Annotated in this window: 17 protein-coding genes and 1 tRNA gene; 3 read left to right on the plus strand and 15 right to left on the minus strand. The window is 46.3% G+C overall.

All coding sequences use genetic code 11. From position 1 onward, the window contains the following. Positions 1 to 668 precede the first annotated feature (668 nt). Genes rpsR through rpsF form a run of 3 tightly spaced genes read right to left on the minus strand, consistent with a single transcriptional unit; the run spans position 669 to position 1,771 of the window. Positions 669 to 938, minus strand: coding sequence for a 30S ribosomal protein S18 (gene rpsR, locus ACE5KN_RS18930; RefSeq protein ID WP_375527120.1), 270 nt, complete (start codon positions 936 to 938; stop codon positions 669 to 671). 20 nt (positions 939 to 958) lie between these two features. Next, positions 959 to 1,438, minus strand: coding sequence for a single-stranded DNA-binding protein (gene ssb, locus ACE5KN_RS18935; RefSeq protein ID WP_375527119.1), 480 nt, complete (start codon positions 1,436 to 1,438; stop codon positions 959 to 961). A gap of 48 nt (positions 1,439 to 1,486) precedes the next feature. Beyond that, positions 1,487 to 1,771 (minus strand): 30S ribosomal protein S6, encoded by a 285-nt coding sequence (rpsF, locus tag ACE5KN_RS18940; RefSeq protein ID WP_355323008.1) that lies wholly within the window; start codon positions 1,769 to 1,771, stop codon positions 1,487 to 1,489. Between the two features lie 195 nt (positions 1,772 to 1,966). On the opposite strand from rpsF, the gene ACE5KN_RS18945 reads away from it, so the two are divergent. Then, a complete protein-coding gene (locus tag ACE5KN_RS18945) occupies positions 1,967 to 2,161 on the plus strand; it encodes a YjzC family protein (protein ID WP_375527118.1) in 195 nt (64 codons plus the stop codon). A 348-nt stretch (positions 2,162 to 2,509) separates the two neighbouring features. After that, on the plus strand, positions 2,510 to 2,827 hold the full coding sequence (locus tag ACE5KN_RS18950) for a hypothetical protein (RefSeq protein ID WP_375527117.1): 318 nt from the start codon (positions 2,510 to 2,512) through the stop codon (positions 2,825 to 2,827). A gap of 219 nt (positions 2,828 to 3,046) precedes the next feature. Here ACE5KN_RS18950 and ACE5KN_RS18955 read toward each other — a convergent pair. The 3 genes from ACE5KN_RS18955 to ACE5KN_RS18965 form a co-directional block, all read right to left on the minus strand. Further along, positions 3,047 to 3,134: transfer RNA gene (locus ACE5KN_RS18955), tRNA-Ser, on the minus strand. Between the two features lie 71 nt (positions 3,135 to 3,205). Then, positions 3,206 to 3,427 carry a DUF951 domain-containing protein gene (locus ACE5KN_RS18960; protein ID WP_375527116.1) on the minus strand — a complete coding sequence of 74 codons (222 nt, stop codon included), beginning with the start codon at positions 3,425 to 3,427 and terminating at the stop codon, positions 3,206 to 3,208. Next, positions 3,417 to 4,352 carry a mechanosensitive ion channel family protein gene (locus ACE5KN_RS18965; protein WP_375527115.1) on the minus strand — a complete coding sequence of 312 codons (936 nt, stop codon included), beginning with the start codon at positions 4,350 to 4,352 and terminating at the stop codon, positions 3,417 to 3,419. The genes ACE5KN_RS18960 and ACE5KN_RS18965 overlap by 11 nt, the downstream gene beginning before the upstream one ends. A gap of 144 nt (positions 4,353 to 4,496) precedes the next feature. On the opposite strand from ACE5KN_RS18965, the gene yyaC reads away from it, so the two are divergent. After that, positions 4,497 to 5,105, plus strand: a complete 609-nt coding sequence (gene yyaC / locus ACE5KN_RS18970) for a spore protease YyaC (protein ID WP_375527114.1) — start codon at positions 4,497 to 4,499, stop codon at positions 5,103 to 5,105. Here yyaC and ACE5KN_RS18975 read toward each other — a convergent pair. From ACE5KN_RS18975 to ACE5KN_RS19015, 9 genes are all read right to left on the minus strand, one after another. Beyond that, positions 5,056 to 5,577, minus strand: a complete 522-nt coding sequence (locus ACE5KN_RS18975) for a DUF4446 family protein (protein ID WP_375527113.1) — start codon at positions 5,575 to 5,577, stop codon at positions 5,056 to 5,058. The two genes, yyaC and ACE5KN_RS18975, sit on opposite strands and share 50 nt — an antisense overlap. 163 nt (positions 5,578 to 5,740) lie before the next feature. Then, positions 5,741 to 6,583 carry a ParB/RepB/Spo0J family partition protein gene (locus tag ACE5KN_RS18980; protein ID WP_375527112.1) on the minus strand — a complete coding sequence of 281 codons (843 nt, stop codon included), beginning with the start codon at positions 6,581 to 6,583 and terminating at the stop codon, positions 5,741 to 5,743. Beyond that, a complete protein-coding gene (locus ACE5KN_RS18985) occupies positions 6,576 to 7,337 on the minus strand; it encodes a ParA family protein (protein ID WP_375527111.1) in 762 nt (253 codons plus the stop codon). The genes ACE5KN_RS18980 and ACE5KN_RS18985 overlap by 8 nt, the downstream gene beginning before the upstream one ends. Positions 7,338 to 7,683: 346 nt before the next feature. Further along, the gene (gene noc / locus ACE5KN_RS18990) at positions 7,684 to 8,502 is read right to left on the minus strand and encodes a nucleoid occlusion protein (RefSeq protein ID WP_375527110.1); all 819 of its coding nucleotides are present in this window, start codon (positions 8,500 to 8,502) and stop codon (positions 7,684 to 7,686) included. A gap of 875 nt (positions 8,503 to 9,377) precedes the next feature. Then, entirely contained in the window at positions 9,378 to 10,109 is a 732-nt protein-coding gene (rsmG, locus tag ACE5KN_RS18995; protein WP_375527109.1) for a 16S rRNA (guanine(527)-N(7))-methyltransferase RsmG, read from the minus strand. After that, positions 10,106 to 11,995 (minus strand): tRNA uridine-5-carboxymethylaminomethyl(34) synthesis enzyme MnmG, encoded by a 1,890-nt coding sequence (mnmG, locus tag ACE5KN_RS19000; RefSeq protein WP_375527108.1) that lies wholly within the window; start codon positions 11,993 to 11,995, stop codon positions 10,106 to 10,108. The genes rsmG and mnmG overlap by 4 nt, the downstream gene beginning before the upstream one ends. A gap of 96 nt (positions 11,996 to 12,091) precedes the next feature. Continuing rightward, the gene (gene mnmE, locus ACE5KN_RS19005; RefSeq protein WP_375527107.1) at positions 12,092 to 13,468 is read right to left on the minus strand and encodes a tRNA uridine-5-carboxymethylaminomethyl(34) synthesis GTPase MnmE; all 1,377 of its coding nucleotides are present in this window, start codon (positions 13,466 to 13,468) and stop codon (positions 12,092 to 12,094) included. A 107-nt stretch (positions 13,469 to 13,575) separates the two neighbouring features. Continuing rightward, positions 13,576 to 14,325, minus strand: coding sequence for an RNA-binding cell elongation regulator Jag/EloR (gene jag, locus ACE5KN_RS19010; RefSeq protein WP_375527106.1), 750 nt, complete (start codon positions 14,323 to 14,325; stop codon positions 13,576 to 13,578). Continuing rightward, positions 14,322 to 15,179, minus strand: a complete 858-nt coding sequence (locus tag ACE5KN_RS19015; RefSeq protein WP_375527105.1) for a YidC/Oxa1 family membrane protein insertase — start codon at positions 15,177 to 15,179, stop codon at positions 14,322 to 14,324. Before ACE5KN_RS19015 ends, jag begins: the two co-directional genes overlap by 4 nt. Between the last annotated feature and the right edge of the window lie 7 nt (positions 15,180 to 15,186).

Here is a 15,186-nt window from a genome sequence, read left to right on the forward strand (position 1 = left end):
GTAATTTCCCCCTCCTGTAAGCATGGACGACTTACACGGTAATTTGGGCCCACGAGCGAAATGAAGCTGCAGGCAAAAGAAGGTGAAGCACAGTCTTTGGACTTGACCACAATAGATGAAAAAATGCCCCATCTGCAAAAAAGCGGGGAACTGTAAATAAAGCTGATCTCATATGGATTCCTGGTGATTGTCGTGAATAAAGCTGGGTACCGTACCTTCCCACCTCCTCTACTCTTGTTGTAAGGAACCGTGACCTATAAACCGTTGGTCAATTAGAATAAACAGCATACCTTATCCGCTAATTATGAACATCTTACAGTGTCAATTTACTTTACGTCAACATATTTTTTTGAAGGCTTAAGTTAATTTTATTTATAAAAATTGGAATTTTTATGTATAAAACAAATCTGACTTCATATATAAATAACATGTATATTACATGTATTGTTAAAATATCGGTCTTGTATAAACTTAAAATGTTGGAAAATGGGATGAATTAGTCTAGAAGTTGTAGTGGAATTCTGCGAAGTTCATGCTGTATGAATGAAAAATTGGTTAGGATTGGATTAGTAATAACTTACAATGCCATGTAACTTCTGTCAAGCATGTTTATACAGCAAAAAGGCGCCCTCTTATAAGAGGACGCCTTGGTGTTTGCTGATATGCTCTTACTCCGTAGTGTAAGGAAGCAGAGCGATTTGACGGGAACGTTTGATTGCGATAGTCAGCATGCGCTGGTATTTCGCACTTGTTCCAGTCACACGGCGAGGCAGGATTTTACCGCGCTCGCTGATGAATTTTTTCAGCAGTTCAGTATCTTTATAGTCAATGTGAGTAATTTTGTTCACAGTGAAGTAGCATACTTTACGACGCTTGTTGCGACCGCGACGAGCTGGTCTTTTGTTGTCGTCTCCGCCTTCTCTTTGTCTGAAGCCCATTCTGTGTCAGTCCTTTCGTTTTAAAATGGCAAATCATCGTCCGAAATATCAATCGGCTTACCGTCATCGGAAAAAGGATCCTGATTGTTACGCGCATAATTCCCGTTCCCGCGTCCGCCGCCTCCATAAGAAGGCTCCTCACGCATAGCTCCGCCACCGCTGCTGTTGCCACCGCCTTCGCGGTTCGACTCCAGGAAACGTACATTATCAGCAACTACTTCGGTAACGTAAACCCGTTTACCTTCGTTGTTCTCATAATTCCGTACCTGAATGCGTCCTTCAACAGCCGTCAGACGGCCTTTACGAAGATAGTTGGCGCAGGTTTCCGCAAGCTGGCGCCAGGTCACGACCGGAATGAAATCCGCTTCCCGCTCCCCGCCTTGACTTGTAAACGGCCGGTCTACAGCCAGAGTAAACTGGGTTACTGCCACACCGGATGGTGTATAACGCAGTTCCGGATCTTTGGTTAACCGACCAATCAGAATAACACGGTTCAACAATCTAATCCCCTCCTTTGAACGTTGTGCAATTACATCACCAGACGCTTATTAAGCAACGTCGTTTGTAATGAGATAACGAATTACTTCGTCAGAAATTTTCATTTGACGCTCCAGCTCGGCAACTACAGCAGGTTCTGCTGTAAAGTTAACGAGAACGAAGGAACCATCACGAAACTTCTGGATCTCATACGCAAGACGGCGTTTAGTAACGTCATGTTTTGTAACCTCACCACCGCCGTTGGAGATGATGCCTTGGAACTTCTCGACTGCAGCCTGCAGGGCTTCCTGATCGATGTCAGGGCGAACAATGTACATCACTTCGTATTTGCGCATTTCATACACCTCCTTATGGACATAAGGCCCTCAATCTTGGTTGAGAGCAAGGAACGAGCCTAAACTCGCACCAAAACAGTATACCAGATGGGTACTCCCATTGCAACTCTAAAACACATGTTATCCTCCAGTACGGGCAAAATACGTGGGGAGCTTTCAAATCCAAATTTCAAGCGATAAAAGGAGGTTTGCCACATGGGTGAAAAAACCGAATTTGAACCAGGGGACAAAGCACCAAACAATGGAGTTTATATGGAGGTCGGAGAAGCCAGCTTCCATACGGAAATCACCAATCCGCAGCAGGTAAAGCTCCACAGGGGAGATACATTCCCCGAAACAACAAATAAAGACCGCAAATGGAAAAAGAAAACGAAAGCACGGGTGCATTAATTCATTATGTATAATGAGCTTCCTCTCTGCTCATAATATTATCAGGCGGTGCAGCAGAGAGGTGTGGTTCCGTTGGACGACGTAGCCGGACATGACTGTTGGAGGATCGGCTCCAGACATTAGAAGCAGCAGAAAGTGCTTTTAGCACGGTATTGCCAGGCAATACACTGGGTTTCAGGATGTTAGGGAAAGATCAAAATCCATTTATGCACCGCCGGATGGAAAGAGGACCTTTATGGTCCTCTTTCTTGATGTTTATTACTTCCTATGGTAGAATTTAGTCAACTTTACTTAGTTTGAATAGACTAATCAAGCAAATTATACATATTTGATGACGGGGGTTATCCAATGAGCATTTCCCGTGTTTTGAAGTGGATTTCCGGTATTCTGGAGCTTGGATTGGCCCTACCCATCATTGGCGGCTCCATCGTGATTTTCTCGGGTTACAGCGCACTTGGATTTATGTTTGTACTGCATCTGGTTACCGTTATATTATCTGTTCGTAATCAGGAGCCCGCTTATGGATCTTTATTTGGGATCGTTACTTCCCTGCTTGCCTGGATTCCGGTAGTTGGCTGGCTGCTGCATCTTATTGCAGGCATTTTATGTATTATTACAGCAATCAAAAAATCCCCGCGGTACAATTATCCGCCCAACCAGTTCTAATCGTATTTTTACAGCTAATTTCAAAGGAGTGTCCCGAAAGCGCATTGGCCTGGGGCACTCCTTTTGTATGTTGTGAGAGCAAGTATCCCACTGTTCTCAACGATTAGTCCTTACACAGCCGCCCCACTGGTAATTTCGTTAATTGAGTCCACTTCCGGCAAATAGATGCAAAAAGACCTTCCGGCTTAACCGAAAGGTCTTATACTTGATAATATAAAACGGAAAGAGTGGGATTCGAACCCACGCACGCCTTGCGACGCCTAGCTGATTTCGAGTCAGCCCCCTTGGACCTCTTGGGTACCTTTCCGCAGCAAAATTGATTGTACCATAGTATCCACAAAATTGCAACTAAAAAGTAAATCCAGGGGCTGACAAATTTCACATGGATTCAGTTGAATTCGTCTCTTCCGCTGCAGAGCGCAGCACTTTTCTCATGTTTTTTTCAAACTTTGCGCGCGGAATTAACACACTATGCTTGCATCCCACGCATTTAATGCGGATATCCATACCCATTCGAATGATCTCCATTTCATTGCTTCCGCAAGGATGCGGTTTTTTCATCTGCACGATATCTCCCAGTTGGAATACTTTACGCTCCATTTTCCCGCTCCTCCTTAACTTCTTTTGCGGCAGCCATTTCCTGAACAGCCTCTTCCCCTTCAAAGGCTTTTCGAACCTCTGTCTGAATTTCTCTTTGCACCACCGCATTTGTATTCGGACGGCATTCCGCTACCACCCTGATCACATATTCAGCCGTCGTCATGGATTGAACACCCAACACGTCCGGAGGAGATGTCACTTTGTAATTTCGTTCCTGAATGCCCTCTACAGCTTTTTTCACTAATTCGATAGCCTCTTTGAGGCTTTTCTCCGTCTTAACGGGGACATCCACCACGGCTAATGAATTGGTTATGGAGAAGTTGGTTACTGTAGTAATCAGCCCGTTAGGGATAATATACACCTCTCCCTGCCAGTTTACCATCCTTGTCGTCCGCAGTCCGATAACCTCCACCGTTCCCTTATAGGTACCTGTCTGAATAACATCACCTACTGCAAACTGATCCTCAAGTATAATGAAAAAACCCGTAATTACATCTTTAACCAGGCTCTGCGCTCCGAAGCCGACTGCCAAACCGATAACCCCGGCACCAGCGATCAGGGGGGCCAGATCAATACCCATTTGGGATAAAACAAGCATGATCAGAATAAAGTTAAATACTACAGCCACTACATTTTTAAGCAGCTCGCCGATCGTGGTCATTCGCCGGCTATTTAGATGAATTCTAGCTCCCTCACGCTTTTCCATCATCTTATCAATCAATTTATAAATAATGCGCATCCCAATCCGGGCAATGAGATAAATGACGGCTATCTTCAAACAGACATACAAGAAATTAGTCCACATGCCGATATCGGTCATCCATGCCCAGAATTGATCCTTCCATTGAACAGCCTGCTTTACCGCTTGATCTGGAGTTTCTATACCATTGTTGTTCAGGAACTGCTGCAGCATACTGTTCTCCATCCTCCCTCTTGGCTCAGCTTCTTCATTATTAACCCTGCAGCTTTAAGTTTTAACAAGCTTATTCTCTCTACCGTTCCAAGTATAAAAACATAAAGTATTCCATATACTAGTTACTACTATATTCATGCAGGAAAGGAAGATATCATGAATCCTTCGTCCAGCTCCGTCTCCAAATCAGAGCCATCCAGTCTTAAAATACCATACACCGATCCCGGAATCCAATCTGCCATAATCCACCGTTTATTATTTCACCTTCACCAAGCCCACAGTCTGAAACACCTGGTTATTGTCTGTGTCGGAACGGACCGGTCTACAGGAGACGCCTTGGGACCGCTGGTTGGGACAAGTCTTGCCAAATGGAAAAGTCCGCTCTTTCATTTGTACGGCACACTTGATGAACCGGTGCATGCTGTAAATTTGCAGGAAACATTAGACAAGATTCATTGTCTTCATGAAGACCCTTTTATTATCGGCATTGATGCCTGTCTGGGGCAAAGCTCCAGCGTTGGCTGTGTCCAGGTAGCTGAAGGGCCTCTGCGGCCTGGAGCTGGTGTAAATAAAGAATTGCCGCCTGTCGGCAATATCCATTTGACTGGTATTGTAAACGTAGGCGGCTTTATGGAATATTTTGTTTTGCAAAACACCAGACTCAGTCTGGTTATGAAACTCTCGGATATTATTTCCAAAAGCTTGTACTCAGCTATTACAGAGTGGCATTACCGTTCTGTGCCTGTTGCTGCGCAAGAGAAATAGCTTCCTTTTCTTCATCAGACAGTAAGTAGGAGGATGTGCCGCTTTCCACCGGCTTGGCGTATACATAGGATCCATCCCTGTTGTAGATGCCTGTCAGCACCATTCCACTGCTTTCCTGATCCAGCAAAGCCAGTGAGAAGCTTAGCTCTCCTCCCCGTTCGTTAAAAGCATTGTAACGGATCATCCCGATATTGGCTTTCATACCTTTCATCCGCCCCCGAAGGGCATCCATCATGGAACGGTTTTTCTGCTGTTCATCCTCAATGGCATCCATTTGCACCTTTAAATCAATTAACAGTGTTTCCAAATCATCCACACCGCTGCCCGACATCATAACCTCATATTTACGGCGCATTTTTCGCAGCTTTGCCCCTTGCACCATCACTATGATAAGCAGGATTAATATAACTAATGTGATTCCCGCAATGAACAAGGATAATTGTTCCATAATTAGACCGTTTAATTCAGCCATTTGCTGCTTCTACCCCTCTGCCTTGTAAAATTGTCCCGCTTTGCGCATACGGCTTAATATCCATATTCAGACACAACAATGACATATCCCTTCCAGCTTACGATGGAGGTTGATATGTCATTTTGCTTCGTTTTTGCAGCCTCTATTTTTGATCTTCCATTATTTACTGCAATAGCTCTAGCAATCTTTCGAGATCCTGTTGACTGTAATAGTTCAATTCAATTTTCCCTTTATCTTTATTATGTTTAATCCTTACCGTTGTTTTAAATCTCTCACGCAAGCTCTCTTCCACATTTTCAATATAAGGATCTTTCTTTTTCTTCTTCAGTTTGCTTTTGTCGTCATCCTTTTTATGGTCCAGGTTTTGAACTGCTTGCTCCAGCTCTCGGACACTCCAATGCTGGTCAATACACTGCTTCGCAAGCTGCTTAAGAACCTGCTCATCCTTTAGGCCCACAATAGCTCTGGCATGTCCCATTGATAATGTTCCACGTGAAACATAGTCCTTCACCTCATCAGGAAGGGAAAGCAGTCTAAGGAAATTTGCAATGTGGGAACGTGATTTACCGACCTTCATGGATAATTCTTCTTGTGTAAGAGAGAATTGCTCCATCAAGCCCTGATATGCCACCGCCACTTCCATTGCATTCAGGTTTTCCCTTTGGATATTTTCGATAAGAGCAATCTCCATGACCTGTTGGTCAGTAAAGTTTCGAACTACAGCTGGGATCGTGGTATTACCGCAATATTGGGAAGCTCTAAAGCGGCGTTCACCGGCAATAATCTCGTATCCTTTCAGGACACTTCTTACGATAATAGGCTGAATTACACCATGTTGACGAATGGACTCAGCCAGCTCCTTAATCGCCTCCTCCTCAAAAGTTTTGCGTGGTTGGTAAGGATTGGCACGGAGCTGTGTCAGCGGAATATCCACTACCTTATCGTCATCACTGACCGAAAGGGATGGAATCAGGGCATCAAGGCCTTTCCCAAGTCTTTTACTCATAGGAAACCACTTCCTTTGCCAATTCAATATATACTTCCGCTCCACGTGAACGGGGGTCGTAGGTGATGATGGATTGGCCGTGCGATGGCGCCTCACTTAAACGAACATTACGCGGAATAATCGTTTGATAAACTTTGTTTTGAAAATATTTTTTGACTTCCTCGATCACCTGGATGCCAAGATTCGTACGAGCGTCGAACATCGTTAAAAGCACACCCTCGATCTGCAGCGAAGTATTCAAATGCTTCTGAACGAGTCTTACCGTATTTAACAGCTGGCTCAACCCCTCCAATGCATAATACTCGCACTGGATTGGGATAATGACCGAATCAGCGGCTGTCAAAGAATTGAGTGTCAGAATACCCAAAGACGGCGGGCAATCAATCAAAATATAATCATACTTGTTCTTTACAAGCTGCAGAGACTTCTTCAGTCGAAGCTCACGGGAAATCGTGGGCACCAGCTCAATTTCGGCACCAGCCAACTGAATGGTGGCTGGGATAATATCCAGACCTTCCACCTGCGTAGGCGTTATTGCTTCATTGGGATCAACCTCATTAATGAGCACATCATATATACAGTTAGGGACATCAGCTTTGTTGATGCCTACTCCGCTTGTTGTGTTGCCCTGCGGGTCAATATCCACGAGCAGTACCCGTTTGCCGAGGGAAGCAAGTCCGGCGCCCAAATTAACGGAAGTCGTCGTCTTACCTACTCCGCCCTTTTGATTCGCTACGGCTATAATTTTGGACAATTCGTTCACCTCATAATTTAATAGGGGGTCTCTAGTGTTATAACTTGTTCATTTGTACGCAGACGAGCTGTAGACAGAAAAAGCGGCAATCGCTGCCGCTTTTTTTTTAGATATCAGAAAGTATAAACTTCTTGGAATAATCCTCCTGATATCGCAAGAAAAACTACTGCTAAATGCGGTCTGGCTTCTGTGAATGTACGTCGATAAACGTTTTTCTTATGGTTATAGAATTTATAAGAATTCAGCAGAGCTGAACAATTCTATAACCTCAAGAAAAACTACTGCGAAACACGGTCTGTCTTCTGTGAATGTGCGTCGACAGAAGTTTTTCTTACGGTTCAATTACTCATTTGCGTTTAGGTATATGGATAACGATTTCGTAGTGGTCTTCATTGTCAGTTTCTTTTGTTTTGATATCCAGACCGGAGCCGGATACCATATCAATAGACTGTCTGATCGTATTTAATGCTAGACGAACATCCTTGGTAAACGAAATACGTTTCGATTTTTTAATTTTGGAAGCTTCTTTATAATAAGCAATTCTTGCCTCCGTCTGCTTTACATTCAGTTCTTTGGATATAATTTCGGAAAGCACTTTCTGCTGCAGTTCCTCATTGTCCAAAGAAAGCAAAGCACGGGCATGCCTTTCGGAAATGCTGCGCTCCATAAGCGCTGTCTTGGCGGCTTCCGGCAGATTCAACAAACGAATTTTGTTGGCGATGGTGGATTGGCTTTTACCAAGGCGCTGGGCAAGACTCTCCTGAGTGAGTTGATGCAGGTCAATCAACTTCTGATACGCTACAGCTTCTTCAATAGCTGTAAGCCCTTCCCGCTGCAAATTTTCAATTAATGCAATGGAAGCGGCCTGCGAATCATTAAATTCCCGGACAATCGCCGGTATGCTGTCCATGCCAAGCTTGGTTACCGCACGCCAGCGCCGTTCGCCCGCAATAATCTCGTAACGGCCATCTCGGACTCGAACGACGATCGGCTGAATTACGCCATGTGTTTTAATCGTCTGGCATAACTCATCAATCTTCTCGTCATCAAAGATTGTTCTGGGCTGGTAAGGGCTGCTTACAATATCATGGATCGGGATATTCTTGACCTCGTCCCCACTTGTACGCTCAGTAAAACCAAACAGCTTTGAAAATTGTTCTTTCATTCCGTATAATACCACCTAATTTCAAAATGGACATATCTCTGTGCCTGCCAATTATTGGCCATCCCCACTTACTCAATGCTGCCAATTTCAGGCGGTGTGAAATACAAAAACGGTTACTTCTATTCTATCACTTTTTTGTCTATAATCCTATCTGTTCCAGTGCATGCTTTTCTCTTTTGCAACTATTATCCTATTATAAATGAAGATTCTCAAAGAAGTCCTTTGTCAAGAGGCATCATTATGTGTGTTGTGAGGCACTCCGAGAACGAAGCATTCCTGCAATCGCTGTTGACCCCTAATTTCCATTATATTTTTTAGCGGTAGAAATTCGGTGCCAAAGGCGAACGCTCCGCTTTTCCGGAATCGCTTCGTCCTCTCAGCTGCTGCGTGCATATCCCTACTTTTAACAACCACTAAAAGATTGCTTTTTGGGAAGAGCTCCTTTGATACCTGCTATTACATAAGGTACAAACAGAGTGCCCTTATCTAGACTTAATCTCTTATACTCATCAGAAATATCAATTTAATTCAAAAAAGAAAAACCGTGCTTAGTGGAAGTTTTATTCGCGATTAAAGGATAAGGGCTGAATCCTTCGAAATAATACATTCTTGTATCTTAAGAAAACAATCAGTCGCAGTACTTCTACAGGTAAATAGATCGTATTTGGTTTTCCTTGCGATTAAAGTGAGGTAGGAAACTCCTCTACACAAGAAATCACATTGGGAAAATCCCCCTATGGATAAGGACGATTCATGTTTCACAAAAAATTACTACTTAGCCCTTGACCTGCCGAATTGATATGTAAGATGTTATTTATATGATAATATAAAACCAAAAAGAGGGAATGTTTCACGTGAAACACTCCCTCTTGATTTTAGTTTTTGATTAACGGCATTTTCAACGGTGTTCCAGGTTTTCTTGGATATTTACGAGGGGTATCACCCGTTTTGTCGATCAGGATAATATGTCTGGCGGATTCCTCGACTGGTAATTGAAAAGCTTGAACCTCTCTCACTTTGCCATTCAACTCCTTCAGGCTGAAAGCTGCCTCCTGCAGCTCCTCCGCAGGATCGCTTCCTTTCATGGCGGCAAAGGTTCCTCCCTTGCGTACAAAAGGAAGGCAGAATTCATTGAGCACAGCGAGCCTTGCAACTGCTCGGGCGGTAACCAAGTCATAGCTGTCACGATAACCTGACTTACGGGCCACTTCTTCCGCCCTTCCATGAATCAGTTCGATTTGTTGAAGCCCTGCTGTTTCACAAAGATGCTGCAAATAGTTGATCCGCTTTTGCAGGGAATCAATAATGGTCAGCTTGAGATGCGGAAAGCAGATTTTCAAGGGTATGCCCGGAAAACCGGCACCGGAGCCGATATCAGCCACGCTTGCAACCTGAGTCATATCGGTGTAAAAGGCCAGCGATATCGAGTCATAAAAATGCTTCGTATATACCGCTTCACGTTCCGTGATTCCGGTCAGATTCATCTTTTCATTCCAATCGACCAGTTCCCGGAAATAAATCTCAAACTGTTCAAGCTGCCGGTCATCAAGGCTAATGCCATGCCCCGCAAGTCTCTCCTGGAATTGCTGCTGAATAACATCCGTCATTGCGCTCTTGCCGCCTTCACCCGGTTATAATGCTCCAAATATACAAGCAGAATGGAAATATCCGCAGGAGTTACCCCGGAAATCCGGGAAGCCTGCCCAATGGAAACGGGACGAATTTTGTTCAATTTCTGCTTGGCTTCCATGGCAAGGCCCTGGATATCATTGTAATCAATGTCCTCAGGCAGCTTCTTCTTCTCCATCTTTTGCAGACGCTCTACATGCTGAAGCTGTTTCTCAATATAACCGGCGTACTTGATCTGAATTTCTACCTGTTCTTTCATTTCTTCATCCAGCTCCAGCGGAGAAGGTGAAATTTGCTCGATTTGCGCGTAACCAACTTCCGGACGACGCAGCATGTTCAGCAAATTGCTTCCATCCTGAATAGGTGCCGAGCCCGCCTCTTCCAGCATGGCATTCACTTCTGACGGACGAACCTTCACGGAAGCGAGACGTTCGACCTCCTGCTCCACTTTGTTTCTCTTATCCAGGAAACTTTGGTAACGTTCCTCAGTGATCAAACCAATTTCATAGCCGACTGGCGTCAAACGCAGATCCGCATTATCATGACGAAGCAGCAAGCGGTACTCTGCACGTGAAGTCAACAGGCGGTAAGGCTCATTGGTTCCTTTGGTCACCAGGTCATCGATCAATACGCCAATGTAGCCTTGGGAACGGTCCAAAATAACCGGTTCTTTACCTTGTACCTTACGGGCGGCATTAATGCCTGCCATAATCCCCTGCCCTGCCGCTTCTTCATAACCGGAAGTGCCGTTGATTTGCCCAGCTGTGAACAGACCCGGAAGGCGCTTTGTTTCCAGCGAAGGACGCAGTTGAGTGGGCACGATAGCGTCATATTCAATAGCGTAACCATTACGCATCATTTGCACATTTTCCATCCCTGGAATGGAACGGAGCACGGCCAGCTGCACATCTTCAGGCAAGCTTGTGGAAAGACCTTGGACATAATACTCTGAGGTATTCTTTCCTTCAGGCTCCAGGAAAATTTGATGTTTCGATTTATCCGCGAAACGAACAACTTTATCCTCAATCGAAGGACAGTAGCGCGGGCCTGTTCCTTCAATGACACCGGAGAACATCGGCGCACGATGCAGGTTGTCATTGATAATTTGATGCGTTACCTCCGAAGTGTAAGTGAGCCAGCAAGGCAGCTGCTCATTGTTGGAGGATTTTGTTTCATAAGAGAAAAACTTCGGCTTCTCATCACCAGGCTGAATCTCTGTTTTGCTGAAATCAATGCTGTCTTTATGCACACGCGGCGGTGTACCTGTTTTGAAACGAACCAGCTCAAAGCCGAGCTCGCGCAGGTTCTCTGCCAAACGTACAGATGGCTGCTGGTTGTTCGGGCCGCTTTCATACATCAGCTCACCCATAATAATTTTACCGCGCAGGTAGGTACCTGTTGTCAGCACCACAGCATTCGCCCGGTATTCCGTACCTGTCTTTGTAATGACACCGACGCACTGACCATCTTCAACGATCAGCTCTTCCACCATACCTTGACGCATCGTCAGGTTAGGCTCCAGCTCCAGCGTCTCTTTCATTGTATGCTGATAAGAAAACTTATCGGCCTGCGCACGCAGCGCATGAACGGCCGGTCCTTTACCGGTATTCAGCATCCGCATCTGAATAAAAGTTTTATCAATATTGCGCCCCATTTCCCCGCCCAGCGCATCGATTTCACGCACGACATGGCCTTTGGCCGGGCCGCCGATCGACGGGTTGCAAGGCATGAACGCTACCATATCCAGGTTAATTGTAATCATAAGTGTCTTAACACCCATTCGGGCCGCCGCAAGTGCCGCTTCAACTCCAGCGTGTCCGGCACCTACAACAATGACATCATAGCTGCCGCCATGGTATCCCATTTCTTTCTCCTCCTTTAATATGCCGGAAATGTCCGGTAAATAAATTGATGAAAATATATGAACAGGCCAGCAGGCCCTTTGCGCTTCTGAAAAAACTTACTTGCCCAGACAGAACTGGGAGAAAATTTGGTCAATCAGTGCATCATGCGCCGTATCGCCCACAATCTCGCCTAATTGCTCCCAAGCAAGACGCACATCAATTTGAATCATGTCAATCGGCACAAACTGATCCGCTGCCTCATAAGCATCCTGCAGTGACTGTTTCGCCTTTTTAAGCAGCGCAATATGTCTTACATTGCTTACATAAGTCATGTCGGCAGATTCCAGCTTGCCGCTGAAGAACAGCTTGGATATGCCCTCTTCCAGCATTTCAAGCCCCTGCTCTTCCTTCACCGACATTGGAATGATAAGCTCTTCGGGGAAATACCGAAGCAGAATGTCCCTGTCCACCTGGGAAGGTAAGTCCATTTTATTCATAATGACAATCGCTTGTCTACCGCGGATTTGTTCCATTAATTCCAGCTCATCCTGATGCAAGGGCTCGCTGGCGTTAATCACCATCAAAATCAGGTCCGCTTCGCTCACCGCGTTCTTGGAACGCTCCACCCCGATCTGTTCGACCACATCCATCGTCTCCCGGATACCGGCGGTATCCAACAGCCGCAGCGGAATATTGCGGATCGTTACATACTCCTCAATGACATCCCGTGTAGTCCCTGGAATGTCCGTTACGATCGCCTTTTCCCCTTGCACCAATGTGTTGAGCAGCGACGACTTGCCCACATTCGGCCGTCCCACAATGGCAGTTGTTATGCCTTCACGGAGAATTTTCCCCTGCTCCGCCGTCTGCAGCAGCCGGTCGATTTCAGCCATCACTTCACTGCTTTTTTCCTTGATGAACTGGGAGGTTAACGATTCCACATCATGCTCGGGGTAATCGATATTCACCTCGATATGCGCCAGCGTCTCTACCAGCGTATGACGCAGCTTGCGGATTTTAGAAGACAGCATGCCGTCTACCTGCTTCAATGCAATCGAGAACGCCTTATCGGATTTGGACCGGATCAGATCGATAACCCCTTCCGCCTGGCTGAGGTCAATTCGTCCGTTCAGGAAAGCACGTTTTGTAAATTCTCCCGGCTCGGCCAGCCGGATGTTCTGCTGCAGCAGCAGATCCATCACCCTCTTGACTGCCACAATCCCGCCGTGGGAGCTTATTTCCACTACATTTTCCATCGTGAAAGAGCGCGGCGCCAGCATGACCGTTACCAGCACCTCTTCCACCTTTTCTCCGTTCTCCGGATTCAGAATATGGCCGTAATGCACCGTGTGCGACAGGGCATGTGTCAACGGGGTTTTGCTTTTGAAAATACGTTCCACTTCCACTACAGCGTTCGGACCGCTGACACGAATCACAGCAATCCCGCTCTCTCCAACAGCCGTGGAAATGGCTGCAATTGTATCGCTAAGCATACAGCTTTCACCTCTTTCTTAAAGAAAATCATGTATAACTTCACGCCATTCATATCTCGAAAAAAAGCAATGGCCTCTGCGTGATGCAGAAAGCCATTGCAATCCTTTTACTTCTTGGCAATAACGACGCGCCGGTTCGGCTCGTCCCCCTTACTGAAGGTTCTTACTTCGGCGTGCCGCTGCAGCGCCGCATGAATCGTCTTGCGTTCATTGGGAGGCATGGGCTCCAGGATGACTTCCTTGCCTGTCCGGGCCACCTGGGCAGCGAGCCGTTCCGCAAGGTTCTCCAGCGTCTTCTGACGGCGCAGCCGGAAGTTTTCAGCATCCAGCACAATTTTAACATAGCCGTCTGCATGGCGGTTGGCCACAATATTCGTTAAATATTGAAGCGCATCAAGCGTTTGGCCGCGGCGCCCGATGAGCATGCCCAGATCGGATCCGGAAATATCCATTATGCTCTCATCCTTGCCGTGGCGCAGCTCCACCTCTACCTCAAGTCCCATTCCCGCAGCCGTCTCGCGTACAAACCGCACGGCTTCTTCATAAGGGTCGATTGTACTTGCAGGCTCCGCGGCCGCTGCGGCGGAGGGCTGCTCTACAGGGTGCTCTTCCTTCACGGACTGTGCCGGGGCATCCTGCATATGTGATGACTCTGCCGCTTTAGTCTCATCAACAGCCGGTTCAGGAAGGAGCGTCAATTCCACCTTCGCTTTCCTGGCCCCGATGAAGCCCAGGAATCCTTTTGACGGCTGCTCCAACACGGTCACGTTAACGCGTTCCAGGCTTGTCCCCAATTGGGACAGCCCTTGTTCTACAGCATCTTCAATGGTTTTTCCTGTTGCTACGACCTTCGTCATCTCGATTTTTTAGCTCCCTTCTTTCCGCTTTTTTTATTGCCTTTGGAGCTCGATTTTGCAGCTTCGACAGCCTTTACATTGGCCACGGCTGCAATTTTACCATTATTGCGGTACAAGAAGTAGTTCTGAACGATCGTGTAAATGTTACTGTAAAACCAGTACAGCGGCAGTGCCGACGGGAACTGGTAGGACATGATGAAGATCAGCACCGGATATACCCACAGGAGGAACTGCATCGGTCCCTGCTGCGGTGTCGGATTCATTTTCATCATCATCCAGGTCTGTACAAACGTCGTGATCGCCGCCAGAATCGGAAGAATCCAGAAGCGGTCGGGTTCCCCCAGCTGCAGCCACAGGAAGGTGTGGTCACGCAGCTCGGAGTTATAATAAATAGCATTATAAAGCGCGATAAAGATAGGCATCTGTACAAGCAGTGGAAGACAGCCGGCCATCGGATTGACCTTGTTCTCCTGAAACAGCCTCATTGTCTCCTGCTGAACCTTTTCGGGCGTATCTTTGTATTTTTTCTGTATTTCCTGAAGCTGAGGCTGTATCGCCTGCATGGCTCTGGAGCTCTTGACCTGCTTGAGGGTCAGAGGCAAAATTATTGTACGAACGATAATCACCAGGACGAGGACGGCCAGGCCGTATTCACCGTTGAACCAATGGGCAAACGTGTCCAGAGCATAAGAGAAATAATACACGACATTACGCTGCCAGAAGGATTCGCTGTTGGCCAAGTCAGCCGTGGTGTATTGATTATTGGCCGCACCACATCCGGCCAGCACGGCTACTAGTCCGATTACTGCTATCAAGAGAAGCCATCTTCCCTGTTTTGTCTTCAATCGCGACACTTCATAA

This window comes from Paenibacillus terreus (assembly GCF_042138595.1).
Taxonomy (GTDB): Bacteria; Bacillota; Bacilli; order Paenibacillales; family Paenibacillaceae; genus Paenibacillus; species Paenibacillus terreus.

What these genes read in the sequence shown, in the direction of transcription:
- rpsR (WP_375527120.1), bottom strand. Translation starts at nt 938, where the DNA reads ATGGGCTTCAGACAAAGAGAAGGCGGAGACGACAACAAAAGACCAGCT.
- rpsF (WP_355323008.1), bottom strand. Translation starts at nt 1,771, where the DNA reads ATGCGCAAATACGAAGTGATGTACATTGTTCGCCCTGACATCGATCAG.
- ACE5KN_RS18945 (WP_375527118.1), top strand. Translation starts at nt 1,967, where the DNA reads ATGGGTGAAAAAACCGAATTTGAACCAGGGGACAAAGCACCAAACAAT.
- ACE5KN_RS18950 (WP_375527117.1), top strand. Translation starts at nt 2,510, where the DNA reads ATGAGCATTTCCCGTGTTTTGAAGTGGATTTCCGGTATTCTGGAGCTT.
- ACE5KN_RS18960 (WP_375527116.1), bottom strand. Translation starts at nt 3,427, where the DNA reads ATGGAGCGTAAAGTATTCCAACTGGGAGATATCGTGCAGATGAAAAAA.
- ACE5KN_RS18965 (WP_375527115.1), bottom strand. Translation starts at nt 4,352, where the DNA reads ATGGAGAACAGTATGCTGCAGCAGTTCCTGAACAACAATGGTATAGAA.
- yyaC (WP_375527114.1), top strand. Translation starts at nt 4,497, where the DNA reads ATGAATCCTTCGTCCAGCTCCGTCTCCAAATCAGAGCCATCCAGTCTT.
- ACE5KN_RS18975 (WP_375527113.1), bottom strand. Translation starts at nt 5,577, where the DNA reads ATGGCTGAATTAAACGGTCTAATTATGGAACAATTATCCTTGTTCATT.
- ACE5KN_RS18980 (WP_375527112.1), bottom strand. Translation starts at nt 6,583, where the DNA reads ATGAGTAAAAGACTTGGGAAAGGCCTTGATGCCCTGATTCCATCCCTT.
- noc (WP_375527110.1), bottom strand. Translation starts at nt 8,502, where the DNA reads ATGAAAGAACAATTTTCAAAGCTGTTTGGTTTTACTGAGCGTACAAGT.
- rsmG (WP_375527109.1), bottom strand. Translation starts at nt 10,109, where the DNA reads ATGACGGATGTTATTCAGCAGCAATTCCAGGAGAGACTTGCGGGGCAT.
- mnmG (WP_375527108.1), bottom strand. Translation starts at nt 11,995, where the DNA reads ATGGGATACCATGGCGGCAGCTATGATGTCATTGTTGTAGGTGCCGGA.
- mnmE (WP_375527107.1), bottom strand. Translation starts at nt 13,468, where the DNA reads ATGCTTAGCGATACAATTGCAGCCATTTCCACGGCTGTTGGAGAGAGC.
- jag (WP_375527106.1), bottom strand. Translation starts at nt 14,325, where the DNA reads ATGACGAAGGTCGTAGCAACAGGAAAAACCATTGAAGATGCTGTAGAA.